The 24,826-nt window shown below is 64.3% G+C and carries 25 protein-coding genes; 13 read left to right on the plus strand and 12 right to left on the minus strand.

From position 1 onward, the window contains the following. Positions 1-6 precede the first annotated feature (6 nt). Positions 7-1,002, plus strand: a complete 996-nt coding sequence (locus AC0L21_RS05510) for a P1 family peptidase (protein WP_473259008.1) — start codon at positions 7-9, stop codon at positions 1,000-1,002. Between the two features lie 50 nt (positions 1,003-1,052). After that, a complete protein-coding gene (locus AC0L21_RS05515) occupies positions 1,053-1,265 on the plus strand; it encodes a KTSC domain-containing protein (RefSeq protein ID WP_473259010.1) in 213 nt (70 codons plus the stop codon). Positions 1,266-1,277: 12 nt separating this feature from the next. Here the strand turns inward: AC0L21_RS05515 and AC0L21_RS05520 are convergent, their stop codons facing one another. Beyond that, positions 1,278-2,072 (minus strand): EF-hand domain-containing protein, encoded by a 795-nt coding sequence (locus AC0L21_RS05520; protein ID WP_473259012.1) that lies wholly within the window; start codon positions 2,070-2,072, stop codon positions 1,278-1,280. 251 nt (positions 2,073-2,323) lie between these two features. Between AC0L21_RS05520 and rpe the strand changes: the two genes are divergently transcribed. From rpe to AC0L21_RS05540, 4 genes are all read left to right on the plus strand, one after another. Further along, positions 2,324-3,025 carry a ribulose-phosphate 3-epimerase gene (gene rpe / locus AC0L21_RS05525; protein ID WP_473259014.1) on the plus strand — a complete coding sequence of 234 codons (702 nt, stop codon included), beginning with the start codon at positions 2,324-2,326 and terminating at the stop codon, positions 3,023-3,025. 149 nt (positions 3,026-3,174) lie between these two features. Continuing rightward, positions 3,175-3,315 carry a hypothetical protein gene (locus AC0L21_RS05530; protein WP_007612044.1) on the plus strand — a complete coding sequence of 47 codons (141 nt, stop codon included), beginning with the start codon at positions 3,175-3,177 and terminating at the stop codon, positions 3,313-3,315. A 4-nt stretch (positions 3,316-3,319) separates the two neighbouring features. Further along, entirely contained in the window at positions 3,320-3,496 is a 177-nt protein-coding gene (locus AC0L21_RS05535) for a hypothetical protein (protein WP_162847283.1), read from the plus strand. Positions 3,497-3,517: 21 nt separating this feature from the next. Beyond that, positions 3,518-3,709 (plus strand): hypothetical protein, encoded by a 192-nt coding sequence (locus AC0L21_RS05540; RefSeq protein ID WP_007602380.1) that lies wholly within the window; start codon positions 3,518-3,520, stop codon positions 3,707-3,709. A gap of 24 nt (positions 3,710-3,733) precedes the next feature. On the opposite strand, the gene AC0L21_RS05545 is transcribed toward AC0L21_RS05540, so the two are convergent. The 5 genes from AC0L21_RS05545 to AC0L21_RS05565 all read right to left on the minus strand — a co-directional run bounded on the left by AC0L21_RS05545 (position 3,734) and on the right by AC0L21_RS05565 (position 8,073). Continuing rightward, positions 3,734-5,158, minus strand: a complete 1,425-nt coding sequence (locus AC0L21_RS05545) for a protein kinase domain-containing protein (RefSeq protein ID WP_473259016.1) — start codon at positions 5,156-5,158, stop codon at positions 3,734-3,736. Between the two features lie 5 nt (positions 5,159-5,163). Beyond that, on the minus strand, positions 5,164-5,904 hold the full coding sequence (locus tag AC0L21_RS05550) for a metallophosphoesterase family protein (protein WP_473259018.1): 741 nt from the start codon (positions 5,902-5,904) through the stop codon (positions 5,164-5,166). Between the two features lie 117 nt (positions 5,905-6,021). Then, positions 6,022-6,627, minus strand: a complete 606-nt coding sequence (locus tag AC0L21_RS05555; protein WP_473259020.1) for a hypothetical protein — start codon at positions 6,625-6,627, stop codon at positions 6,022-6,024. Beyond that, positions 6,620-7,306, minus strand: a complete 687-nt coding sequence (locus AC0L21_RS05560) for a hypothetical protein (RefSeq protein WP_007612052.1) — start codon at positions 7,304-7,306, stop codon at positions 6,620-6,622. The genes AC0L21_RS05555 and AC0L21_RS05560 overlap by 8 nt, the downstream gene beginning before the upstream one ends. Next, complete coding sequence (locus AC0L21_RS05565) at positions 7,303-8,073, minus strand: MotA/TolQ/ExbB proton channel family protein (protein ID WP_473259022.1); 771 nt, start codon at positions 8,071-8,073, stop codon at positions 7,303-7,305. The genes AC0L21_RS05560 and AC0L21_RS05565 overlap by 4 nt, the downstream gene beginning before the upstream one ends. 179 nt (positions 8,074-8,252) lie before the next feature. Here AC0L21_RS05565 and AC0L21_RS05570 point away from each other — a divergent pair, with 179 nt between their 5' ends. The 4 genes from AC0L21_RS05570 to AC0L21_RS05585 all read left to right on the plus strand — a co-directional run bounded on the left by AC0L21_RS05570 (position 8,253) and on the right by AC0L21_RS05585 (position 11,967). After that, complete coding sequence (locus AC0L21_RS05570) at positions 8,253-9,623, plus strand: sensor histidine kinase (protein WP_473259024.1); 1,371 nt, start codon at positions 8,253-8,255, stop codon at positions 9,621-9,623. Positions 9,624-9,630: 7 nt separating this feature from the next. After that, complete coding sequence (locus AC0L21_RS05575; RefSeq protein ID WP_473259026.1) at positions 9,631-10,281, plus strand: response regulator; 651 nt, start codon at positions 9,631-9,633, stop codon at positions 10,279-10,281. A 241-nt stretch (positions 10,282-10,522) separates the two neighbouring features. Further along, positions 10,523-11,560 carry an MBL fold metallo-hydrolase gene (locus AC0L21_RS05580; protein ID WP_473259028.1) on the plus strand — a complete coding sequence of 346 codons (1,038 nt, stop codon included), beginning with the start codon at positions 10,523-10,525 and terminating at the stop codon, positions 11,558-11,560. Between the two features lie 107 nt (positions 11,561-11,667). After that, positions 11,668-11,967, plus strand: coding sequence for a hypothetical protein (locus AC0L21_RS05585; protein WP_473259030.1), 300 nt, complete (start codon positions 11,668-11,670; stop codon positions 11,965-11,967). A 61-nt stretch (positions 11,968-12,028) separates the two neighbouring features. Here AC0L21_RS05585 and AC0L21_RS05590 read toward each other — a convergent pair whose 3' ends face one another. Then, positions 12,029-12,235 carry a hypothetical protein gene (locus tag AC0L21_RS05590; protein ID WP_473259032.1) on the minus strand — a complete coding sequence of 69 codons (207 nt, stop codon included), beginning with the start codon at positions 12,233-12,235 and terminating at the stop codon, positions 12,029-12,031. 103 nt (positions 12,236-12,338) lie between these two features. On the opposite strand from AC0L21_RS05590, the gene AC0L21_RS05595 reads away from it, so the two are divergent. Beyond that, positions 12,339-13,535, plus strand: coding sequence for a hypothetical protein (locus AC0L21_RS05595; protein ID WP_473259033.1), 1,197 nt, complete (start codon positions 12,339-12,341; stop codon positions 13,533-13,535). 121 nt (positions 13,536-13,656) lie between these two features. Here the strand turns inward: AC0L21_RS05595 and AC0L21_RS05600 are convergent, their stop codons facing one another. Beyond that, the gene (locus tag AC0L21_RS05600) at positions 13,657-14,244 is read right to left on the minus strand and encodes a TetR/AcrR family transcriptional regulator (RefSeq protein ID WP_473259035.1); all 588 of its coding nucleotides are present in this window, start codon (positions 14,242-14,244) and stop codon (positions 13,657-13,659) included. A 574-nt stretch (positions 14,245-14,818) separates the two neighbouring features. On the opposite strand from AC0L21_RS05600, the gene purB reads away from it, so the two are divergent. Beyond that, entirely contained in the window at positions 14,819-16,126 is a 1,308-nt protein-coding gene (gene purB / locus AC0L21_RS05605; protein ID WP_473259037.1) for an adenylosuccinate lyase, read from the plus strand. A 107-nt stretch (positions 16,127-16,233) separates the two neighbouring features. Continuing rightward, the gene (locus AC0L21_RS05610; protein ID WP_007612084.1) at positions 16,234-17,406 is read left to right on the plus strand and encodes a M20 aminoacylase family protein; all 1,173 of its coding nucleotides are present in this window, start codon (positions 16,234-16,236) and stop codon (positions 17,404-17,406) included. An 82-nt stretch (positions 17,407-17,488) separates the two neighbouring features. Here AC0L21_RS05610 and AC0L21_RS05615 read toward each other — a convergent pair whose 3' ends face one another. The 4 genes from AC0L21_RS05615 to AC0L21_RS05630 all read right to left on the minus strand — a co-directional run bounded on the left by AC0L21_RS05615 (position 17,489) and on the right by AC0L21_RS05630 (position 24,755). Beyond that, entirely contained in the window at positions 17,489-18,814 is a 1,326-nt protein-coding gene (locus AC0L21_RS05615) for an LVIVD repeat-containing protein (protein WP_473259049.1), read from the minus strand. A gap of 196 nt (positions 18,815-19,010) precedes the next feature. Continuing rightward, a complete protein-coding gene (locus AC0L21_RS05620; RefSeq protein ID WP_473259439.1) occupies positions 19,011-20,831 on the minus strand; it encodes a caspase family protein in 1,821 nt (606 codons plus the stop codon). Between the two features lie 5 nt (positions 20,832-20,836). Then, positions 20,837-22,681, minus strand: a complete 1,845-nt coding sequence (locus tag AC0L21_RS05625; protein ID WP_473259051.1) for a caspase family protein — start codon at positions 22,679-22,681, stop codon at positions 20,837-20,839. Between the two features lie 166 nt (positions 22,682-22,847). Next, positions 22,848-24,755, minus strand: a complete 1,908-nt coding sequence (locus AC0L21_RS05630) for an acyl-CoA synthetase (RefSeq protein ID WP_473259053.1) — start codon at positions 24,753-24,755, stop codon at positions 22,848-22,850. Positions 24,756-24,826: the final 71 nt, after the last annotated feature.

The raw sequence follows: 24,826 nt of genomic DNA on the forward strand, positions 1-24,826 counted from the left end.
GCCGCCTTGAAAAACCTTCTCACCGATATCGCCGGCGTCCGCGTCGGCCATGCCGAGGATGCGAAAGTCGCCACTGGTACGACCGCGATCATCTTCGACACCCCCGCGGTCGCGGCCATCGATGTTCGCGGCGGCGGGCCCGGCACGCGCGAAGACGCGCTGCTCGACCTCGCCAGCACCGTCGATCGCGTTGACGCGATTGCGCTGTCCGGCGGCTCCGCCTTTGGAATCGACGCCGGCGGCGGCATCCAGGCCTGGCTCGCCGAACAAGGCCGCGGCTTCCGGATTCGCGAGGCGGTGATTCCGATCGTCCCCGGCGCGATCGTTTTCGACCTCCTCAACGGTGGCGACAAGGCCTGGGGACGCTTCGCGCCCTATCGCGATCTCGGCTACGCCGCAGCGTTGGCCGCCAGCGACGATTTCGCACTGGGCAGTGTCGGCGCCGGCCTCGGTGCTACCACCGCGACCTTCAAGGGGGGACTGGGGTCGGCCTCCGCGGTCCTGGCCAATGGTATCAAGGTCGCCGCGATCATGGTCGTCAACGCGGTCGGCAGCACAACCGTTGGCGAAGGGCCTTGGTTCTGGGCTGCGCCGTTCGAGGAGAACGGCGAGTTCGGCGGGCGCGGCCTGCCGTCCGCGTTCACGCCGGACATGCTGGCGATGCGCATCAAGGGCGGCCCCGCCGCGAGCGCGCGTGAGAACACCACGATCGGCCTCGTCGTCACCGACGCGATGCTGACCAAGGCCCAGGCCAAGCGGCTTGCGATGATCGCGCATACCGGGTTTGCCCGTGCGATCTATCCGGTGCATGCGCCGACCGACGGCGACGTGCTGTTCGCTGCCGCAACGGGCGAGAAGCCGATCGAGCCGCTGGTCGGCCTTACCGAGCTTGGAACAGTCGCCGCCAACGTGGTCGCACGCGCGATCGCTCGCGGCGTCTACAATGCAACGGCCCTGCCGTTTGCCGGCGCAATTCCGGCGTGGAAGGATCGGTTCGGCTAGAAACGAAACGGCGGACAGCGCGTTACCCTGGCGGAGCAAGGTGCACCGCCATGCCGTCTTCCGTGATCCGGTTTTTCCGCTATGCGCCCGAGACGCGCGAACTGAAGGTGACTTTCGTCAGCGGACGGCTCTATGTCTACGAGGACGTCCCGCCCGAGGTCGCCGCCGCATTCAAGGCCGCGCGCTCAAAGGGCACGTTCTTCAACCACGAGATCCGCGATCGGTATGTCTACCGTGACATCACTCACGAATATGCAAGCTAGCCGTGAGCAAGGTTACACGCTCATCGACGTCGATGAACCGACGGTCGCTGAGGCGCCTTGTCCCTGCCCGCCTTGCCGCTGCATCAACTGCGCGAACAGATCGTACGCCGAATTACGGGAGCTGGAGGCGCCCGGGACCGTCGTCGACATCTTGAAGCCGTCGGCATAGGTGACGGTGGTGGTGGTCGAACCGTCGGCACCGGTCGTCGAAGTCGAGGTCGAGCCGCCCTTGGCCTGGGAGGAGGAATCCGAACCGCCGCCGGAGGCATCGCCCGCACCTTGCGCGTGATGGTGGCCGACATGGCCGCTCTTCAGCGCCTTCGACATCTCATCGAGGCTGACGCTGCCGTCGGAATTCGAATCCAGCTTCGAGAAGACGTTGTCCGCCTGCGCGAGGTTGGTGCCGCCGGCGCCGAGCGCATTCTCGAATTCCGACTTGGTGATCTTGCCGTCGCCGTCGCCATCGATCTGCGAGAACAGATCCTTCAGAGCGGCGTCGCGGCGCGTCGAGGACGAGGATGTCGAACTCGACGAGGTCGAGCTTGCGGCGCTGCTGGTGCTGCCCGAGGATTGGCTCTGCGCGGCGAACAGCGCGTTCATCGTCTCCGGCGAGATCTGCGGGGTTTTGCCCACATTGACCGACGAGGTCGCGCCGGTCGTGCTGTTGCTGCCGTTGTCGATCGCGAACGGATTCGTCGCCGGCTTTTGCGAGGACCCCGTCTTCTGCGTCGACGAGGATGATTTCGAATTCGTCAGCGACTGGATCGCGTCGAGCGCGCTCGATACGGCCCCAAGAGCGAACAACATTGCACAACTCCAACCGATGCGGCATGCCGCGGCCAATGTTCTGTTCAGGTGACGTCAGCAAGCGCCGTGCCAGCGCAAAAAGCTCAATGAAATCCGCTTTCACCGCACTTTGCACGGCCCGGGAACACCGGCAATTCATGCCGGTCGCGGCAGAAATTTCCGCCCACAGGAAGCACGCCGCCCCTGCATTGCCCGGCTGAGAGGCCCATGTTAGGCGAGTCCATCTTTCACGGCCGCCACGGGAAACCGCCATGACCCAAGCCCTCGCTCCCCGCCCCCTGGCAATCGCGCCCTCGATCCTGGCCTCGGATTTCTCCAGGCTCGGCGAGGAGGTGCGCGCCGTGGACGCCGCGGGAGCCGACTGGATCCATCTCGACGTCATGGACGGGCACTTCGTTCCCAACATCTCGTATGGCCCCGACGTCATCAAGGCGATGCGCCCGCACACCAAGAAGATCTTCGACGCGCATCTGATGATCTCGCCCTGTGACCCCTATCTGGAGGCCTTCGCGAAAGCCGGCTGCGACCACATCACCGTGCATGCCGAGGCCGGTCCCCATCTGCACCGCTCGCTTCAGGCGATCCGCGCACTCGGCAAGAAGGCCGGCGTTTCGCTCAATCCGGGCACGCCGATCAGCGCGCTCGAATACGTCCTGGACCTGGTCGACCTCGTGCTGGTGATGTCGGTCAATCCCGGCTTCGGCGGCCAGGCCTTCATCCCCTCCGCGATCGGCAAGATCCGCGACATCCGCGCCATGACAGCGGGCCGTCCGATCGACATCGAGGTCGATGGCGGCGTCGGGGCCGACGTCGCAGGTCCCCTGGCTGCAGCCGGGGCCAACGCCTTCGTCGCCGGCACGTCCGTGTTCAGGGGCGGCACGCAGGACGCCTACAAGACCAACATCGCCGCAATCCGCAACGCCGCCGCGGGTGCACGTGGCGAGGCGATCTGAGGGCTCGCACAGCTCCGCAGACGTGCGGCTTCTACGGGTGTTGCGGCGCGCAATGCCTAAATTTGCAACCTTGATCCGTACTCCTCCGGGCTTCCCTGATTCGCGCAAATCACCGCTAGTGATTCTTGCCTGTTTCGCGGGAGCACATCATGACGACGACCCTGGTTTGGACTGGCGTGGCGTTGTGGCTTGGTTTTTGTGCGTTTGTTGTGTTTGGTCCATCGGCCGGACCGGTGAAGGTCTCGCTACGCTCGGCCCGCATCGCCCGTCGCGACTGGTATCGGGCCTAACCCCATGCAGATCGCGCTTGTGAAACGTCAGCCGAAGCGCCGGTGCCGCATCCCGCGGCGCCCGCACCCTGACCTCGATTTTTTCTTCGGTCGGCTCGAACGCACCGAAGGCGAGATGCGCGACGACACCGGGCCCGAGATGGACCTGGATCACCCGCTCCGGTCACCGCGCCGGCATTGAATTCTTTTCTGGACCAAGCTCATGAAGCCGCATTGCCCGAACTGCCTGAAGGAAATGACCAAGGCGTCCGCGTCGCGTAACCTGTTCAACTGTGAGCCCTGCCGCGAGATCATCCAGTTCTTCGGCGGCAGCGCGGATCACGGCGAGCCCGGCCCGCAATTCTCCTGGCCGATCCGCCGCAAGCGCTCCGTCCACACCGCTCACGCGGCCTGAACCTCCAGGATCCAGAGCGCGGCCCTATCCGGCCTCCTCGCCCGCATCCGCAGCCATTCGCGGCGGCCGTACCACGGTGACGGTGCAGGCCGCTTCCGAGGCCACCTTGGCCGAGACGCTGCCGAGCAGCGTGCGCCTGAACGAGCCCTGCCGCGCGCCGATGATGACGTGGTCGACGTGGTTGACCTCGCAAAATTCCAGAATGGCCGCCGCGGGATCGACGGCTTCCAGCACGTGAGCCGACAGCCGGCTTTCATCGAGCTTGAGCGGCGTGGCCCAGTGTCTGAGCGCCACCAACCGATCGATATGCTTGTTAGAGCCCTGCTCATCCAGCGTCCTGTCAATCGCGATGCGGTTGAGCTTCAGCACGTTGAGACAGGCGAGCCGCGCCGAGGGCAGCGTGGCGAGAATGCGTTCCGTCGTCATGCGCAAGGCCTCGTTCAACTCCGGCTCGCCTTCCGCCGTATCGAGCGCGACCGCGAGGATCGGGCTTGATGCGATCTGGGCTGCGACATCCGATTTCGCGCGCGGCTGCATGACGCCCGGGTTGAAGCGGCGCCGCCAAGCGACGCTGAGCGGATCGCGCTTCAGCCGCTCAGAGCGTGTGGTGAGCCTGACCTGGTCCGGGTGGGTGAGATCGAAGGCGAGCTGGGACGCGGTCGGATAGCGCCGCACCGGCTCGATCTCGAGGCATCGCAGCACCACCTCCTGGAGCCAGGGCGGATAGTCGGCGCGAAGCGAGCGCGGCGGGTGCGGATCGCGCCATAGCCGGCGCCGCATCGCACGCAGCGTCTCGCCCTCGCCGAACGGCCGCTCGCCGGTCGTGAAGAAATAGAGCAGCACGCCCAGCGAGAACAGATCGCTGCGCGGATCATCGCGCACCCCTGACAACCGTTCCGGCGCCATATAGGGCGCGGTGCCGTAAGGCAGGCGGAATTCCTCCTGCAACAGGTCCGGCAGATGGTTGTGATGCGACAGGCCATAGTCGATCAGCACCGCCTCGCCGCTCTCGCGGAACATGATGCTGCTCGGCTTGATGTCGTGATGGATCACGTTCTGCCGGTGCAAATCCGCGAGCCCCGTCGCGATCCTGGCGACGAGCTGCCGCGCCTCGTCATACGGCAACGGCAGGTCGGGCAACCGCTTGTAGAGCGTGGTCCCGGAGATGCGCTCGATGACGACATAGGCCTGGTGGGCGAAATCGCCGGTGCCGAAACATGAGGGCACGTGCGGCCCGGTTAGCCGCGGCAGGATCATCATCTCCATCTCGAAGGAGACGATCGCCGCGGGGTCCTCGCCCTCCGACACTCGCGGAATCTTCATCAGCAGCGGCAGGTCGATGCCGGGGTGGGTGACCGTCCACAGCGTCGCCATGCCGCCGGCATGGACGCATTCGCCGATGGTGTAGCCGTCGATCTCTGCGCCCGATTTGACGAGGGGTTTCCGCATCGCCGCTAGCGCCCCTGCGACAGTCGGTCGGCGAGCCAATGCGGCAGGCCGTTCTCGCGGATCCGGTTCGCGGCCGTCTCGACATCGTAGGGCGCGCGGCAATAGGTGATCAGGCATGAGACGGTGTCGAACAGCACGAAAGCCGCGGATGGATCGTTATCGCGGGGCTGGCCGACCGAGCCGAGCACCGCAAGCCATTGCCGCCCGCGCAACAGCGGTACGGAGACATCGGTCTTGGGCACGAGTCCCGACATCTTCGCCGTCACCGACATTGAATAGATCGCCGGGCGGTGGATGTGGCCGCAGAAGGTGACATGAGCCGGCGTCGCGATCAGGCTTTTGGCAGCGTCCGCCGTCGATCGGACATAGTGCCAGCTCCGGGGGCTGGAGGCTTCCGAATGCACGAACAGGCGATCGCCGTCCTCCACCAGCATCGGCAATTCCGCCAGGAACCGCCGCTGCGCGGTGTCGAGCCGGCCGCGGGTCCATTCGATCGCGATTTGCGCCTCGGCATTCATGGTCTCGGCGGAGGAATTCACCGCCTGGTCATGATTGCCGCGCACGGCGACGGCGCCTTGGGCAACGAGCTCCATCGCGGTATCCACCACCCATTCCGGATCGGCGCCATAGCCGACGAAGTCGCCAAGCAGGATGAAGCGCTCGGCGCCACGTGCCCGCGCGACTTTCAGGCACGCCTCGAACGCCTGCCGGTTGCCGTGGATATCCGAGAAGACAGCGAGAAGCACGCACCCTCCACCCCTCGAACCTTATTGGGAGCCGATAAGGCCAAATTGAGGGAGGTCAAGAACATGCGCCAGCGGCGCGCGGTTTGCCAGCGCTGCCCTGTCGCGATGGTGAAGAGCCTATTGCTCGTCCTTCGGCGGCATCCGGGGCGGCGGAATCGGAGTGAACACGGCGCCCTGCGCGCCGGCCGGTGGGGCCAGGAATTCGCCGGTCGAGGAATCGCCTCCGCTCGTCTCCAGGATCGTCCTGGGCGTCACATATTCCCTGACCATGTCGATGAGGCTGCCATCGCCGCCGCCGAAATCGGCGGCCCGGCCGCCTTGCGGATGTCCCAGCGCGATCTCGTTCTCCGCCGCATGGGTCTTGTCGGCCAGCCTGTCATTGTAGGGCACACGAAAGGCGCGCGGGATGCCGCTCGGCCGATTGTCCTCGTCGAGCTGCTCGACCCAGAGATAGATCGAGCCGGGATCGCCCTCCAGCGAATGCGGCTCGACGATGCGGGCCTTCAGCAGTTTGAAGGAGGCCGGCAGCCGGTCGGCGCTGGCCCAGCCGAGCAGTCCGCGCATTTCCGTGAAGCTGACGACATAGAAGGCGCTGGTCACGACCACCGCGACGGCCTTGATCGACCAGTGCAGCCGCGCATAGACGAGCACGACCAGCAGCAGCGCGCCGATCACGGCGTAGGCTATCGATAGGGTGAGGATGACCGTCTGCAGGCTAGTCACGGCGCACCCTCACAGCATTCCTGCTCACGCCGGTGTTCGGGTCGAGATCGGCGCCGTTGCGCCAGCCACTGCGGAACGTCTCCAGCAGCGATTTCGGCCGCTGGTCCACATTGACGACCTTGCCTTCGGCGTCGAGCCGGAACCGCACCGCGGTCTTCTCGTCGCCGGTGTGATCGACCGTGAACTTGTTGTCGAAGATCACCTGCGCCGTCGGATTGAGTTTTTGCACCTTCACATTGGCCGTCACAGGCTCGCCGGTCGTAGCCACGAAATGTGAGACATTGACGGTATATTCGCCGGGAACGATGCCGCGCACCGTGACGATCTCCTCGCGGATCGGCGAGGCAATCTTCTTACCGTTGACCACGATGAAATCGTTGGCTCCGCCGCGGTCGTCGCGGTCGAGCGTGAGGAAACCGGCCTCGCGGTGACGATACCAGGCGATGTTGCCCACGGGATCCTGGACGAACAGGTCGAGATCGTCGGGATGGCTATCGGGCCAGTCCAGCGTGATCATGAACTCGGCCTTGGAATCGATCTTGCCGTCCTTGGCGTCCGGCGAGACCGCGAGCAGCGCGAGGAAGAACAGGAAAGCGATCACCTGGAGCGCCTTGAACAGCATCACGCCCAGGGGATCGAACGGCTCCTCGCGCGGATAGAGACCGAAATCATCCATCATGGCGCGATTCCAGAACCCTTGCGCTCCAGCACCGGCGTCACATAGGTCTCGGTCAGCACCACCGCATCCGAGAACACCTTCTGGGTCGCGGCATCCAGCATGTAATACTGGATGCGGACCAGGATCGAACCGACCAGGCCCGCCAGAGTCGTGTACATCGCGACCGCCATGCCGTCGCTCATCAGCCCCATCGAGGATCGCATCGCGACCTTGTCGGCGGCATCCAGCCCCGCGATCGGCGCCAGCATGATGATGAAGCCGACGATGGTGCCGAGCAGGCCGAGCTTCATCAGCGTGTCCGAGACAAAGGCGCCGAAGCCGTTGGAGCCGCGCAGCCGGTCGGCGAGCGTGCGCAGCAATAGCGTCTGGTCCACCGGGCGATAGTCCTGCGCCGCGGCCTTGGTCACGAGGCTCTCGATGTGGTCTCGCACCAGCCCGCGTGGCAGCGCGGCTGCGCCGGCGTCGAGCGCCCTGCCGCCCTCGGGCGCAGCAAGCACCGCGCGGCAGCGCCGGGCTGCCGCGCCCTCACGGGCAATGGCCCGCGTACGCAGGAAGCAGTGACCGCAAGTTACGACATAGAGCAGCGCGATTACGCTGGAAATGTAGGTCCGGTCCGAGGTCAGCATCAGGCGGATCAGGCCGAACCGCCACAGCAGCACCACGGCGAAGACCGAAAGCCCGGTGAAGATCATCCAGAACAGGAGCGCGCTGCGCTCGGATGGGTCGGCAGCAGGCCCCGCGATCGGCCCAATCGTCATCGAACTCATGCTGCACCGCTCCTGGCCGTGAATTCCGCCCATTAGATCAAAGCCGCCGCGCCCGGTCCAAAGAGCCATGCCCAATCCGGCTTGGGAAATTTGCCCGAGCTGCCATCTTGCCGTGCCTCGCAATTGGCAAGGCGCGGCGGCGTTGTTAGGCTGACCTTACCAAACTTTGGGGTGATCGCATGCGCCTTGTGCTTCAGCTTGTCGCCCGTCTGTTTCTCATCGTCGTGCTCTGCCTTGGCGCGGCGACCATCTGGGCCACGTTCGACGCCTATCGCAGCGTCGACCGGGCGACTGCGGCCTCGGCGCAGCGGGTCGCCCAGGCGCTTCAGGCCCTGTACTGGCACGAATTCTTGTTGCGTAGCAGCAGAACACGCGAGCAGCTTCTGCCGGTTCCGGAGTGGCGCACGCTGGAGACGATGAAGCTGATCTCACCCGGCGTCTGCGTCGAATTCCAACCGGCCATCGCATTCGAAAAGCCGCTGTGCGGCCAGAGCGAGGGGCTAGGCAAGACGCCGCCGCGCTGGTTCGCGTCGATTGTGCCGACCTTCCTTGGCAGCCATGCCGAAGTGATACGGCCCGTCAGTCCCCGCGCGGCGACCGCCGGAACGGTGGTCGCGACGCCGGATGAAACGGCCGCCATCTCGCTCGCCTGGGAGTACATCCTCAACGTGATCGACGTCGCGCTTTTGATGGCGGCAGCGATCGCGCTCCTGGCTTCGCTCGCGATTGCGCATGCGCTGGCGCCGGCGCGCACCATCGTGACCGCCTTGCAACGCATGGCCCGCGGTCAGTATCGCACGAAATTGCCGCGCTTCCGCTCGATGGAACTGGCGATGATCGGCAGCGCCGTCGGCCAGCTCGGCGGCCGGTTGGAGGAAGCGACCGAGCAACGCGCGGCGCTGACGCGGCGCCTGATCGAGATCCGCGACGACGAACGCCGCGCGCTCGCCCGCGAGCTGCACGACGAGTTCGGGCAAAATCTCTCGGCCATCCTCGCCTTCGCGAACACCATCGAGACGGCGAGCACGAAGGCAGACAAGAACAACGATATCGCGCAGGACGCGCGGATGATCTCGCAGGCCACGCATCATCTGATGGCCTCGCTGCGCGACGCGCTGAAGCGCCTGCGCAATCCCCTGCCCGCCGAGCTCGGACTGGAGGCGAGCCTCGTGAATTTGGTGGATAGCTGGCGCTCGCAGAGCTCGGCGCGGCCGACGATTCAGCTCGATCTCAAGGGTGACCTCACCGACATCAGCGGCCCGGCCGCGACCACCGCCTATCGCGTCGCGCAGGAATGCCTGACCAACGCGTTGCGCCACGGCGCGGCACGCGAGATTTCGCTCAGCGTGGAACGGCGCGCGGGCGACGACGATGCATTGCTGATCCGTGTCGACGACGATGGCGGCGGCGACGCAGCACGAGTCAAGCAGTCGGCCGGTTTCGGCCTCACCGGCATCCGCGAGCGCGTCGCAGCGGCCGGCGGCTCATTCTCGATCCTGCCCGCCCGAGGCGGACTCAGCGTCGCCGCCACCATCCCGCTCGCCGCGTGAGGCCGGCATGAACGAGATTACGGCAACAGGCATCTCCGTGCTGCTGGTCGACGACCACCCGATCGTGCGGCAAGGCTATCGGCGCGTGCTGGAAAGCCAGGGTGATCTGCATGTCGTTGCGGAAGCCGACAACGCCGCGGACGCCTACAGCGCCTTCAAGGCGCGCGATCCCGATGTCGTGGTGCTTGATATCTCGATGCCCGGCGCGAGCGGACTGGAAGCCATCCGCAACATCCGCGCGCGCAGCCCGCGGGCGCGGATCCTCGTTTTCACCATGCACAACGAGGCCGTGCTGGTGAAGGCAGCCTTCAATGCGGGCGCCAGCGGCTTCGTCACCAAGAGCAGCGAGCCGTCCGCGGTCGTGTCGGCGATCCGCAGCGTTGCGCGCGGCGAACGCGCCATGAGCGACGACATCGCGCACATCCTGGCCGAGGACAGCCTGTCGGCGGGCTCGGCGCTGGATCAACTGGGCGAACGCGAGATCGAGATCCTGCGCCAGTTCGCCGGCGGCGCCACCACCGAACAGATCGCGGCGCACCTCAATCTCAGCGTCAAGACCGTGCAGAACTATCACTATTTGATCAAGACCAAGACCGGCGCGCGCACGGATGCGCAGCTTGTGCGGTTGGCGGCAACTTGCGGGCTGACCAAGATCTAGAGCCTGACGGCGAGCCGTTTGCTGCGACCAGAATAACTGGTTCCCGACTGGCCACCCCCAACGAAGGTCTCCAAGTCTCTCTCAGGTTGTGCTAGGATCCACCACAGGCACCGCATCCAGCACCAAGCGGCCAATGGATGTGTGTCCGGCCCCGATCTTTCGTCGAGAGCCAATTCGGACGGCTCTCGAGAGCCGCCCTCGTTCCCGTTGTATGTCTTGCACGACAACAGGAGACGCTTTCATGAACATCAGGGACAGTCTTCTTGCAGCACTGATCGCCTTCAGCGTTTTCGCGGCCGGGCTCACCGAAAGCGCGGCAGCTGAGGCGAAAAACCAGATCACGATTCTCTATGACGCCTTCGGCACAGATGAGGCGATGACAAAGGACTGGGGTTTCTCTGCCCTTGTCGAAATCGCGGGAAAACGCATCCTGTTCGATACGGGTAACGATCCCGAAATCTTCGCGGCGAACGTGAAGGCCAAGGGAGTTGATCTCTCGGACCTCGACTTTGTCGTTCTTTCGCACCGCCACTCCGATCACATGGCGGGCTTGTCCTACCTCCTGAGCATCAATCCAACCGTCAAGATCTACGCGCCAAAGGAAGGATTTGGCATCTACGGCTCGTCTCTGCCGTCCGGCTTCTACCGCAAGGACGAGGCCTTGCCGCCTGAGATGCGGTACTATGCAGGCAACCCGCCCGCGACGATGAAGTTCGGCAACGCGTGGGCCCACGCGAACTTCGAACTGATTGATCAGACCACCGAGATTGCTCCCGGTATCACACTCATCTCGCTGATTTCCGACGCACCCGGGACGAGAGAACTCAAAGAGCTGTCCTTGGCCGTCAACACGGCCGACGGCATGGTCCTTCTGGTCGGTTGCTCGCACCCCGGAATCGAGCGCATCGTCGAAGCGGCGACGGCTATCAATCCCAGGATTCATCTCGTCGCGGGAGGATTTCATCTGGTCGTCGCACCTGACGAAGCTATCGCGAAAGTCGTGACCGCCCTGAAGGACAGGTTCAAGGTCGACAGCGTAGCCCCGGGACATTGCACCGGTGAGCCGACTTTTGCCGCGCTCAGGAAGGCGTTCGGCGATAACTATCTCTACGCAGGCCTCGGCACGTCGATTCCGGTTGCGACGGTTGCGGGCGCGAATGTCAGACGCGGGGAAGGTCCGACGCTTGACGACCTTGCGACCTATCGCAAACTCGCGGGGCGCGAAGACCCGTTCGGCATATTGCGCTTGCGCAGCTCGCGGTTGACACCCGCGCTTTAGGGCGCTGGCGCGCGGCTCGCACTTTTAGATAGATCATACTGTGGCCGGGTAGGATTGGAACTGATGCCGTCGCGCCGTGGTTAGTAGCGGAGCGAGGGAGTTGCGCCATGAGTAAGGCTATCCGCGAAGCCATCCATCATCCCCCGATCATCACTGTCGGCGAGCTCATCGATGAACTCTGCCGTCTGCCAGACACAGCGACGATCCAATTCCACTGCCCCGTTCTCGAACAGGAACTTGCGTTCTACCGCCTTCGAAAGCGGTCAAAGGACGTCGTCGAAATTGAAGTCAATACCTATCCGGAAAGCCCGTCGGTCGTGCCATCGGCCAACGCCGCCTTACGTGCGCGAAAAAAGCCCCATCATCCGCGCTCGCTCGGCAATGGCAGCGTTGCCCATAAGGTCTGAGATAGAACCGCGACAGGTCACGTCAGGTGTGACGGCTTTGGAACGCGTGAAGGAAGTTGGCTTACGCCTTCAGCCCGCGTAGCGCAGGCGTCGCATTGAGACGCGCCGAGAGATCGGCGTCCTTCTCGTCAGCGTGGGCCGGATGGTGGTAGCGGACGGTCGCATCGAAGATGGCGCGCGCGGTAGACTTGACGTCGGTCGAGTTCCGTACCCGCGCCGAAGTTCCTCCGGCCGCAATGAAATCCAACCCGAAGCAAATCTCCGCCATCAACTCCGAGCAGATTCAACGTCAAGCGCGGCCACAGCGCGTCTCGCAAAGACCTCCGCTGCTTTCAGGCCCCGCGACTGAAATGAAATCGGAGTGAAGCGACATGCACCAACTGCCAAACGACACTATCGCAGTCACCCTGCCGGACTTCGGTCAATCCATGACCGTGCTCGGAGATCCCGGGTTGGCAACCGACGACTGGGGCGGCAACGATGCGCTGACGGCAGCCATATCGAGTCTCAACTCGAACGTGACGCTCGTTGGGGAAGACCTGGCGGCCATGCATGGCAATTCGCACGGAGGGAACGACAGTCTCGTGGTGAGCGTGGATGGCGGCTGGGATAATGCCGTTGCCGTTGGCGATGCCCAATCCATGGCGGACAACACCCAAGGCGGCAACGACACCCTCAATGTCGATGCCCACAGCTCGCTCTACACCAATGTTTATCTCTATGGCGATGTCCAAGGTGACATGTCGGGCAACGCGGGAGGCGGAAATGACACACTGACGGCGTCGACCGGATGGAGATCGTTCGGATCGCTCAGCGGGGACGCTGGTGGTGCCATGAGCGGCAATGCGCACGGTGGGAATGATACGCTGAGCGCGACGGACTATGGGATAAATGGCGGCGGCGACGCACTCAGCGGCGATGCCACTGGCGCCATGACCGACAACGCGGTCGGCGGAAACGACATCCTGACCTTTGCGGCGAGCAGCGACGCCCAGCTCGGAGGAGGAAGCCTGTCGGGGGATTCGGCAACGTCCATGTCCGACAATGCCCAGGGCGGGAACGATATCCTCACCGCCGTCGTCGATGGCGAGCGAGCTGCTTTCAGCACGACGTTGTACGGCGACGCTCCCACAATGTCGGGCAATGCTCACGGCGGGAACGACAGCCTCACCGGGGGATCGAGCCCCGATCGCCTGGCGGGCGATGCGATGAGCTACGCTCCTTCCTCACCCGGCTCGATCACCGGAGGCACGGATACCCTCAACGGTGGCGGCGGCAATGATCTCCTGTGGGGCGGCCCGAACAACGACACGTTCGTCTTCAACACGGGCTCCGGCCAGAACATCATCAACGACTTCAATCAAGGCAACCAGGCTGTCGGCAGCACCACCACCGAACACGACGTGATCAACCTGCATGACTACGGCTTCGCAGACTGGGCAGCCGTCTCCAGCCTCATCGGCGACAATAGCGCCGGCGATGCCGTGATCCACCTCACCGCCAACGATACGATCACGTTGGACGGCGTGCACACGGCGGCCCTTCACCCAACGGACTTCGTCATCTGACGGCTCACAGCCAAGCAGGATGATGGGATGGTGGTCACGAGAGAATCGTCGAGGCCAGGCCCGTCATCCTGCCAAAGGCATGAGCAGGAGCGGATCAAGGCCCAAGCTGCGATACGCAACCTCACGCCGCCTTCAGCCCGCGCAATACCAGCGCGAGCGTCGCATCGACGCGCGCCGAGAGATCGGGATCCTTCCATTCGTCGGCGTGGGCCGGATGGTGGAAGCGGACGGTGGCATCGAAGATCGCGCGCGCGGTGGCCTTGACGTCGCCCACCTCAAACACGCCCTGCTTCACGCCGTCGGTCAGGATCGCCGCGATCTGGTCGATCATGGTGTCCTTGTGACACTTGACGGCTGCACAGGCCTCGCGCGCCAGGGTCAGATAAGTCTCGAACATCTCGGGATCGTCGAGCACGCGCGAACGCTTGGCGGCGAACAGGGTGCGCAGCCAGCGATCGAGCCGCGCCGGAGCCGGGCCCTGCTCTTCGGCGAGCTGGCGTAAGGGCGCGTCGATGCGGTCCAGCCACCGTTTGGCGACGGCCTCGCGCAGCGAAGCCTTGCTCGGGAAATGGCGGTAGACGCTGCCGTGGCTCACATCGAGCGCACGGGCCACGTCGACCACGGTGGCTTTGGCGAGTCCGTAACGCCGCAGCACGTCCTCGGTGACTTCGAGGATCCGCTCCGGCGTCAAGATAACGGCTTCGTTCATGCCAGCACCATGTTCCCGTTGAGGGCTCAGTTACCCGGCGACGGAGCTGCTTCCGAAGCGCCCGTACCGGTCGTTTCGGAAAGCTCTCGCCTTAATGAGGCAGTTTTGCAGCCTGCGCCGCGATCTGGCGCGCCACCAGTAAATTGAGCCAGTGCCCAATCGTCCCGGTCAAATTGATGATTTCGGTCGTCATTGTCGTAAGTCTCCAATCAATTGGCGGTCCCGATTGTTCAATGCGACCCTCAATCCCCCATTTGTTTGGGACGTCGGGCTCCCGGGATGCCGCCAGACGCCCAACCGGAGCGTCTGAGAACGGATATACAGGTCCCGCTGACAGATTTCAATATCTGTCAGTCAATGATCCGTGATTGACAGTTAATATCTGCGAGCTTCCCCCCTGAGGCCGGCCGCCGATCGCCGCGGCCAGGCCGATGACCCCGCCAGCCCAATCATCCCCCGCTACCTTGCCGGCGCCGTTTGTTTCGCCCTCCCCGCTCTGCTAGATCACGGCGTAAAAAACATTTTGGCAGGTCGCCCCTCCTGGGTCGCCCGCCCACCTTCCTGGAGCAGTCCAATGATCCCCCGCTATACCCGCCCGGAAATGGCCTCGATCTGGGAGCCGCAGACCCGGTTCAAGATCTGGTTCGAGATCGAGGCGCATGCGGCGGACGCCCTTGCCGGGCTCGGCACGATTCCCAAGGAGGCCGCCAAAACGGTCTGGGCCAAGGCCAAGGACGCCACTTTCGACGTCGCCCGCATCGACGAGATCGAGCGCGAGACCAAGCACGACGTCATCGCCTTCCTCACCCACCTTGCCGAGATCGTTGGCCCCGAAGCGCGCTTCGTCCATCAGGGCATGACGTCCTCCGACGTGCTCGACACCTGCCTCAACGTCCAGCTCACCCGCGCCGCCGACCTGCTGCTCGCCGACCTCGACAAGGTGCTGGCGGCGCTGAAGAAGCGCGCCCTCGAGCACAAGATGACGCCGACCATCGGCCGCAGCCACGGCATCCACGCCGAACCTGTGACCTTCGGCCTCAAGCTCGCTTATGCCTATGCGGAGTTCTCGCGCGCTAGGGAGCGACTGATCGCGGCGCGGAAGGAAGTCGCGACCTGCGCCATCTCCGGCGCGGTCGGCACTTTTGCCCAGATCGATCCGCGTGTCGAACAGCATGTTGCCAAGGCCATGGGCCTCGTCCCCGAGCCGATCTCGACGCAGGTCATTCCCCGCGATCGCCACGCGATGTATTTCTCGACGCTCGGCGTGATCGCGTCCTCGGTCGAGCGTTTCGCGGTCGAAATCCGCCACATGCAGCGCACCGAAGTGCTGGAAGCCGAGGAGTTCTTCTCCGAAGGGCAGAAGGGTTCGTCCGCGATGCCGCACAAGCGTAATCCGGTGCTCTCGGAAAACCTCACCGGGCTGTCGCGCATGGTGCGCGCCTATGTGACGCCGGCGCTGGAGAACGTCGTACTCTGGCACGAGCGCGACATCTCGCACTCCTCCGCCGAGCGCATGATGGGCCCGGACGCGACGGTGACGCTCGACTTCGCGCTGGTGCGCCTCGCCGGCCTGATCGACAAGCTGCTGGTGTACCCCGCCAACATGCAGAAGAACCTCGACCGCCTCGGCGGCCTCGTGCATTCGCAGCGCGTGCTGCTGGCGCTGACGCAGAAGGGCGCAAGCCGCGAGGACGCCTACAAGCTCGTGCAGCGCAACGCCATGCCGGTCTGGCGCGGCGAAGGCGACTTCCTCCAGCTCCTGAAGAAGGACGCTGAAGTGAAGAAGTATCTGACCGACGCCGAGATCGAGGAGCAATTCGACCTCGGCTATCATTTCAAGCACGTCGATACGATCTTCAAGCGCGTGTTCGGCGAAAGCTGAACGTCATTCGTAGCCCGGGTGAGCGCAGCGACACCCGGGACTTCCCTCACAAAGATCCCCGATGTCGCTTCGCTCATCCGGGCTACAAATCAAGGCGGATCCTCCCCATGCCCATCGTCAACCGCGTCGCCGCCCTCTCCGACGAAATGGCCGCCTGGCGCCATGACTTCCATGAGAACCCGGAGCTGCAATACGACGTCCACCGCACCGCCGGCATCGTCGCCGATCGCTTGCGGGAGTTCGGCTGCGACGAGGTGGTGACGGGCATCGGCCGCACCGGCGTCGTCGGTGTGATCCGCGGCCGCAAATCCGCCTCGGGCAAAACCATTGGCCTGCGCGCCGACATGGACGCGCTGCCGATCATGGAGACGTCGGGCGTCGCCTACGCCTCCAAGGTCCCCGGCAAGATGCACGCCTGCGGTCATGACGGCCACACGGCCATGCTGCTCGGCGCCGCCAAATATCTCGCCGAGACGCGCAATTTCGACGGCACGGCCGTCGTGATCTTCCAGCCCGCGGAAGAAGGCGGCGGCGGCGGCAAGGCGATGGTCGAGGACGGGCTGATGACGCGCTGGAACATCCAGGAGGTCTATGGCATGCACAATATGCCGGGCCTGCCCGAAGGACATTTCGCGACCACGCCCGGCGCGATGCTCGCCTCCTCCGACAACATCCAGATCACGGTCCACGGCAAGGGCGGCCACGCCGGCGCGGGTCCGCACAAGTCCATCGACAGCGTGCTGATCGGCGCCCAGATCGTCAACGCGCTGCAATCGATCGTCGCGCGCAACGTCGATCCGCTGAAGTCCGCCGTCATCTCGATCACGCAATTCCATTCCGGCACGGCCTTCAACATCATCCCGGAGATCGCCGAGCTCGGCGGCACCGTGCGCACGCTCGACCCTGAAGTGCGCGATCTCGTCGAGCGCCGCATCGGCGAAGTCGCCGACAGCGTCGCCCGCGCCTATGGCGGCTCGGCGGAGACGAAGTACACGCGCATGTACCCGGTGACGATGAACCATGCGCGCGAGGCCGGCCTTGCCGCCGACGTCGCCCGCGACATCGTCGGTGCCGAGCGCGTCAACGACAAGTTCATTCCCATGATGGGCGCCGAGGACTTCTCCTTCATGCTGGAAGCCCGCCCCGGCGCGATGATCCTGGTCGGCATGGGCGACGGCAACGAGTGCCACCACCCGGCCTACGTCTTCAACGACAACATCCTAGGCCACGGCGCGTCTTATTGGGCGCGACTCGTCGAAACGCGGATGCCGGCGGGTTAGCGCAGGTCTCGTACGGTGGGCAAAGCGAAAGCGTGCCCACCACAGCCTTCTTCGCTGCGAATGGTGGGCACGGCGACACCGCTCATCCCTGATATTGCAGCACGTGCATGCCGGCGTTCCAGTCGGAGACGAACATCAGTCCGTCCGGCCGGACATAGGCGTCACAGGTCTTGGCCGCGAGCGCGACGTTCGGGCGGGGATCGATGAGCTTTTTCGGTGTCGGCGGCACCCAATACGCGATCTCCTTCGGTGCGAAGGCGTCCCTGACGTCGAACACCCTGACGCCGGCATTGTTGTAGGTCGCGAAGATCGTCTCCTCGCTCTGGAACGAGCCCGGGCGGTTCTCGTGCAGATTATGTGGCCCGAAGGTGCCGTTCGTGCAGAAATCGCGGTCGCGCGGGGTCGGCAGGGTTGCGATCGGCACCGGATTTCCAGGCGCGCGCACGTCGAGGACGAATGTATGGAACAGGCCCTTGGCGCATTGATCCGCATTGGCTTCGTCCGCGACGATCGCAAGCTGTCGCTTGGGCAGCGGCAGCGGCGTATGCGTGCCGCCAGCGAAGGGCGGCGACCAGTTGATTTGGGACAGCAGCTTTGGATTGGTGGGATCGCTGATGTCATGAATGGTGAAGCCGCCATCGCGCCACGCGGCATAACCGCGATCGCCCGCCGTGATCATGTGATGGAGCGCAAAGCGCTTGCCCTTCGGCGTCGCCGGCTCGCCGGCCGCGCGGTTCATGCCCGGCAGCCACCATTTCGCGACGATCTCCGGCTTGGTGATGGTCTTGAGATCGACCACGCAAAGGATGTGGTCGGTGAAGCCGTCGAGATGCGCCGACACATAGGCATAGCGGCCGCCTGGCCACCACAGCCGGTTGATGCCGAAGCCAGGCATTTCGAGGAACGCGATCTCGCGCATCTCATTCGGTTTCGATATGTCGTGGATCGAGAGGCCGCAGCGGAATTTCTTGGCCCTGGTGATGCTGTCGACCAGCGTGTTCTCGAAATAGCCGCGCATGTTGTCGTAGGACTGCATCGCGACGATGTTGGCGCCGTTCGCAAGCAGCAGAAAATCTTCCGCCACCTGTAAATGGTGGGTGCGGGTGTATTGCCCTGCGGTGAAGAAATTGACCGGCTTCAGCGCACGCGGATCGGATGCGTCTAGGATCGTCACGCCGTCGCTGAACATGTGTCCGACATAGACGTGCTGCCGGTTGAACATCACCTGCACACTGTCGGGCCGTCCGCCGATATCGCTATAGGAGACGTGCTTGATGCCCTTGCCGATGCCCTCGGGAGGAATGTCTACCTCCGAAGCCGATGCGGACCTCGACCACCCGAAAAGCGCTGCGGATCCGAACACGGCCGACAATTGCTGAAGGTGGCCGCGGCGAGAGAATTGTGGCATCGGTTTCCCCCATTTTCTAGGGATGATGCTCGCTCGCGGCAAGGCATGCAAGCTGAGAAGTTCGCGCCCCTGATGAGCGCCGAGGGCATCAGTGCATGCTCACCTTCCCGGCGCGCATTGAATGCGCCGGATGGTCCAAGCACTCGAGCAATCCGCAAGAGCTCGAGACGAGGATGCTGTGCTCAGCGATGCACGACTAATTGCACACTTCCGCTTGTGACATGCCCGCGCTACCCGGCCTCGGATCTCGCACAATGCGACACCCTTTCGCCACCGGCCTGCATCCAGCACTCGTGCAGATTATCTGTCCTGAGGCTTGCGATTTTGGGGCAGCAGATTCCGCTTCTCTCCTATCCGTGTCCCGCCGCTTCGAATCCTCGCGCGTCGCGACCGGCTTCTTCTCTGGCAGTTTCTCGCATTCGTTGTCGTCGCCGACATGATAGCCGGCCCGGCAGGTGATCTTCGCGCATTGATCGCCATCGGCTTTGAAGCCGAAATTGCACACCAGCGGACAGACCCGGCCCGGCTTTGCCTTCAGCGCATCGAGCGCGTCGACACTCGCAAGCTTCGCGTCGAACTGGGTGCCTGCATATTTGTTGAACAGCGTTAGCGAGCGCTGCGACGCGGCGTTCCAGTCGCCGTCGGCGGTAGACGAAAGGCAGCCGACGCGGCGCAGTTCGCTCTGCAAGGATTTCGCGAGATCGCCGGGCGGCGGAGCACTGGGCGGCGGCGCCAGCGCAGCGACCTTCCTGCTCTCGGCGTCAGCCGCCTGCTTGTCCGCTGCCTGCTTCGCTGCCGCCTCAGCTGCCGCCTTCTCCATCGCCCGCTTCTCCGCGAGCGACTTGGCCGCGGCAGCTTCGGCCGCCTTGCGATCTCGTTCGGCCGCCTCCGCCTTGGCTTGCTCGACCTGCTTGGCTTTCTCGGCCGCGATCCGCGCCTCTTCCGCGGCTTTCGCAGCAGCGGCCGCTTTCTCCTGCTCGGCCTTCTGGGCTCGTTCGGTCGCGAGCCTCGTCTTCTCCTGTTCGGCTAGACGCGCCTTCTCCGTCGCCGCCGTGCGATCCTCCTCGGCGGCAATCTTCTTCAACTGCACGCGGGCGAGGTTGGCGTAAAAGCCGTCCGGATAGGTCTGGAGGAATGCTTCCCAGGCCTCGCGCAGGCCGGCCTGAAGGGCAAGCTCGTAGTCTTTGCGCACACTGTCCTGCGGATTTGCCTGCGGACCGGCTGCGGCGGCCGGCCTTGCCGGCACCAGCGGCACATCGCTGCCACCCAGAGAGCCATAGACATACGGCTCCTGCTTGTTGCCGGTTTTCTTCAAGACGTCGTCACGGACAAACCCGAACGCCTTGCGCAAATCGAGCCCAGGCTTCGGCAGATGATCGGTCAACGCGACCGCGAACGGGCTATTGCGGGAGTCGCCATCGGACGCTGTCGATCCCGCCTTGGCCGCAAACGCGATCATCGTGTTCGGACTGGTTGGCTCAACCTTGGCAAGTCCGCCACCAATCGCGCGCGAGGCCAGGGTGCGCTTCATCGTCTTGGCAAAAGGATTGTCACGACAGGCATCGAGGATGACGAGACGGAGTTGTTTGGCCGGTTCGACCGCATACAGCGCGCGATCCAGCGCGACGGTCTCGTCGAGGACGTCGCCGTCGGTTTCCAGCATGGCATCGGTTGGAACGAGGTAGTTGTTGCCGTCCAGCTCGATGCCGTGGCCCGCATAGTAGATCACCGCCATGTCGGCATCGCGCGTCCTGGCCGCGAACTCGCGTAGCGATCGCCGCATTTCGCTGGCATTGAGGTCCAGCCTGATCTCGACCGAATCGAAACCCGCATTCCTGAACATGCCGCCGACCAGCCCGGCGTCGTTCACCGGGTTCGCGAGCCGCGGCGCGTTCTTGTAGGCAGAATTGCCGATCACGAGCGCAACGCGCTTGTCGGCGAGGGCCGGGCTGCAGCTCGCCAGAACAAGAAGAACAAGAACTTTGAGCCCGAGGGCGCAATCTCGGAAGGCAGGCATCGCCATCAGTTACACACCTCACCGGTGATCTTGACGCTGGCGTTGCTAGGATGGGGAACCAACGCGAGCCGACATCCCTTAGCAATCGGCCTGCATCCTGCGTTGTTGCAGATCATCTGCCCGGACGCTTGCGATTTCGGTGCCGCAGATTCTGCGTCCTTCCGGTCTTGGTCGCGCCTTCTCGGCTCGTCGCGGGCGGTAGGCGCTGGCTTCTTCTCCTGAATCTTCTCGCATTCGTTGTCGTCACCGACGCGATAGCCGGCGCGGCATGTAATTTTTACGCATTGATCCCCGTCGGCCTTGGAGCCGAAATTGCAAATGAGCGGGCAGACCCGTCCGGGCTTCGCTTTCAGTGCATCGAGCGCGTCGACGCTTGCCAGCTTGGCGTCGAATTGGGTGCCGGCATATTTGTTGAACAGGGCCAGAGAACGCTGCGATGCGGCGCTCCAGTCGCCGTCGGCGGTGGCGGACAGACAGCCGACGCGGCGCAATTCACTCTGCACGGATTTTGTCAGATCAGCCGCCGACAATGTGGATGCCGGCGCTGGCGCAAGGGCTGCAACTTTCTGCTCGGCCTCAGGCATCTGCCGATCGGCCACAGGCTTGGCGGCCCGCTCCGCCTTCTCGGCGGCCTGCCTGGCAACAAGCTCGGCCTTGGCCTGCTCCGCCGCCTGCTTTTCCGCCTGTGCTTTTGCCGCGGCAGCTTCGGCCAGCTTGCGCTGGTGCTCCGCTGCCTCCGTCCTCGCCTGCTCGATCTGCTTCTGTTTCTCCGCCGCGATCCGGGCCTCTTCGGCCGCCTTCGCCGCCGCGGCCGCCTTGTCCTGCTCGGCCTTCTGGGCGCGTTCGGCAATAAGCCTTGCCTTCTGCTGCTCGGCCGCATTCGCTTTTTGCTCGGCCAACGCGCGCGTCTCCTCGGCGCCAATCTTGTTCAATTGGCCCTTGGCGAGATTCGCATAGAACCCCTCGGGATATTGCGCCAGGAAGGCTTCCCAACCGTCGCGCGTGGCAAGCTGCAGCGCGAGCTCGTAATCCCTGCGAATAGAATCCTGCGGGTTGGCCTGCGGCCCGGTCGCTGCCGGCTTGGTCGCGACCAGCGGCACATCGTCGCCTCCCAGCGAGCCATAGACATAGGGCTCCTGCTTGTAGCCGGTGCTCTTGAGCACGTCATCGCGCACGAAGCCGAACGCCTTGCGCAAATCAAGGCCTGGCTTGGGCAGGTGCTCGACCAAAGCGACGGCAAACGGGCTGTTCCTGGAGTCGCCGTCGGACGCTGTCGAACCGGCCTTTGCCGCGAACGCAATCATGGTGTTGGGGCTGGTCGGCTCGACCTTGGCGAGGCCGCGTCCGATCGCGCGCGAGGCCAGCGTCCGCTTCATAGTCTTGGAAAACGGATTGTCACGGCACGCGTCCAGGATGATCAGGCGCAGCTGCTTGGCCGGCTCCACCGCAAACAGCGCACGCTCGACCGGGATGGTTTCGTCGAGCACGTCGCCATCGGTCTCCAGCGTCGCGTCAATCGGAATGAGATAGTTGGTGCCTTCCAGCTCGATGCCGTGGCCGGCGTAATAGATCACCGCCATATCGGCATCGCGGGTCCTGCCGGCGAACTCACGCAACATGCGCCGCATCTCGCTCGCACTGAGATCCAGCCTGACGTCGACGGAATCAAATCCCGCCTTCTTGAACATGCCGCCGACCAGAGTGGCATCGTTGACGGGGTTGCCGAGCTTGGGCGCGCTCTTGTAGGCGGAATTGCCGATGACAAGCGCAACCCGCCGGTCCGCATGGGCCGGTCCGCAGGCGAGGCCAATGGCCAAAATCAACAAAGCAAATATCCGAAACGGAATCACTTGCGTCCCCCCGGATGCAATTCCACGAGACTATTCGGACCATCGCTCAATTACCAATTCTTCCTATGTGATATTTGTCACATAAGAGGCTCTCTCAGGGGTATGGATAATGCGACGAAGCGTCGCCCTGCTTTCGAGCTGACGCCAAAGCCATCTGTTGAGTCCGTTACATTTGCACCACTTCGTGGCGCATCACGAACGGTGCAAGCAGTGCGTGCACCTCGCTTGCAACCGCCTCGCGCTGGGCCGCCGGCAGCCCGGCCAGCGTCACGGTGGCGATCGAACCGTGGCTGCCGTGAGCGCCGACCCTGACGTTGCAGTCGATGCCGCGCTCGGCAAGCGGTGTCAGCACCTTCGTGAAGACGCGCTCGGCTGCGTCCCAGCGCAGCTGCGGCTTGAACACTTTGCCGACGCCCGTCACCGGCATCGGATCTATCGGGATGACCTGCACCGGGACAGCCGCGCGCTCCGGCGTACGCTCGCGCACCCATGTCTCCAGCTCGCCGGGTTCGACGGTCGCGCCCGGCTTCAGTTGCACATACCCCACCGGCAGCTCGCCGGCATAGGCGTCGGGCTGGCCGACCACCGCGGCGAAGCCGACCGCGGGATGCCGGAACATGATCTCCTCGATCGGCGCCGGATCGATGTTGTGGCCGCCGCGGATCACGAGATCCTTGGCGCGGCCGGTGATCCAGAGATAACCGTCGGCATCGAGCCGGCCAAGATCGCCGGAATTGACCCAGACTTCGTCGACGAAGGCACCCTTGTTGTGCTCGTCGTTCAGATAGCCGCCGAACACGCCTGGGCCCGCCATGATGACGACGCCGATCTCGTCCGGCGCGCAGTCGCGGATCAGCTTGCCCTCGGCATCGAGCTGAACGATGCGGACCCGCGCGTAAGGCATGGGAAGGCCGACCGAACCGAGCCGGATCGGCCGCGACCGGTAGGCCAGCGTGTGCACGCTCGAGGTCTCGGTCATGCCGTAGACCTCGACGACCGGCAGCTTGAGCTTGTCCTGGATCGCAGACCCGACCGCGACCGGGATCGCGGAGCCGCCACCGGCTGCATATTTCAGGCTGGAGATGTCGGCACTGCCAGGCGGCACCGCGAGCGTCGCGGCGAGTACAGTCGGCACGCTCGACAGCGCCTCCGGCTTGAAGCGCTCGACCAGTTGCCAGATGTTCTTCACCGCATTCGGATTGCGCCATCCGCTCGGCGACAGCACGACCAGCGAACCGCCTGCCGACAGCGTCGTCAGCACCTGCGTCAACGAGCCCCCGACGTGAAACAGCGGCATGCCAAACAGCATGTTGGCGCCCGGCTTCGACTTCAGCAGCAGATTGAGTGCCCAGGCCTGATAGACTTGGTTGGCATGCGTGTGCCGCACCAGCTTTGGCGTGCCGGTGGTGCCGCCGGTGTGGAAATAGGCGGCGATGTCGCGGCCCAAAATCTTTCGCCCACTGATCAGGCGGTCCGAAGGCTGCTGCTTGATCAGGTCGCTGAAGGCATAGATGCCGTTCGCCGGATCGCCACCGCCGAACACCTGCACGATCGCCTTGAGGTGCTTGAGTTGCGGCCTGATCTGCTCGACTTTCTGCCAGATGTCGGTGCCCGGCATCGGCCCGAGCGCCACCAGGATTTTCGTATTCGCGGCCTCGAGGATCTCCGCGATCTGGTGCGGCTCCAGCAGCGGATTGACGGGATTGGCGATGCCGGCGGCCTCCGCGCCGAACAGCGTTACAAAGGCGTCCGGCACCAGCGGCAGCATGAAGCTGACGACGTCGCCCTTCTCGACGTCAAGCGCGTGAAACATGTTGGCGGCCTGCGTGACGCGCGCGATGAAGTCGCGGTACGTGACCACGACCGGCGTGTCGGCCGGATCGGCATTTTGCAGGAACTGGATCGCCGGGCCGTCGGGGTTGCGGACCGCACCCAGCCTGATGGCGTCGTAGGTGCTCTCGGCCGCGACGCGATCGGCGTAAGGGACCTGCTCGAAGGCTCGAACCTCGGCGTCCGTCGCCAAGTCCGGATAGTCGCTGCCGATGAGCCGATCGAGCGCATGGATGCCCGCCATGGAACTCCGTCCTCCCTCAGATGCATTTCCCCGCGCCCTGTCTTTTTGACTTTTGGGGTTGGCGAGGCCTC

It is taken from the genome of Bradyrhizobium sp. WSM4873 (assembly GCF_055811355.1).